This is a genomic window from Pseudomonas japonica, assembly GCF_013522925.1.
GTDB classification, from domain to species: Bacteria; Pseudomonadota; Gammaproteobacteria; order Pseudomonadales; family Pseudomonadaceae; genus Aquipseudomonas; species Aquipseudomonas japonica_A.
Genome location: NZ_JAAMQU010000053.1, coordinates 1 through 307, shown reverse-complemented (window position 1 = coordinate 307; position 307 = coordinate 1). Strand labels below are relative to the sequence as shown.

The following is a 307-nucleotide window of genomic DNA, read 5'->3' as shown; positions in this document are numbered from 1 at the left end:
CATCCCGAACTCAGCAGTGAAACGATGCATCGCCGATGGTAGTGTGGGGTTTCCCCATGTGAGAGTAGGTCATCGTCAAGATTCAAACCCAGAACCCCTGATCGCCCTGCGATCGGGGGTTTTGTCTATAAGTAGAAGTACCAAGAATTTTGCCGATGCGCCTCAGGCGACTCGGCTACAGAATTTCTTGACGACCATAGAGCATTGGAACCACCTGATCCCATCCCGAACTCAGCAGTGAAACGATGCATCGCCGATGGTAGTGTGGGGTTTCCCCATGTGAGAGTAGGTCATCGTCAAGATTCAA

The 307-nt window shown here is 51.5% G+C and carries 2 rRNA genes; both read left to right on the top strand.

The window, feature by feature from the left end:
* A 5S ribosomal RNA gene (gene rrf / locus G7016_RS25860) occupies window positions 1-81 on the top strand; the annotation flags it as partial.
* Between the two features lie 105 nt (window positions 82-186).
* Window positions 187-302: ribosomal RNA gene (gene rrf, locus G7016_RS24835) — 5S ribosomal RNA — on the top strand.
* Window positions 303-307: the final 5 nt, after the last annotated feature.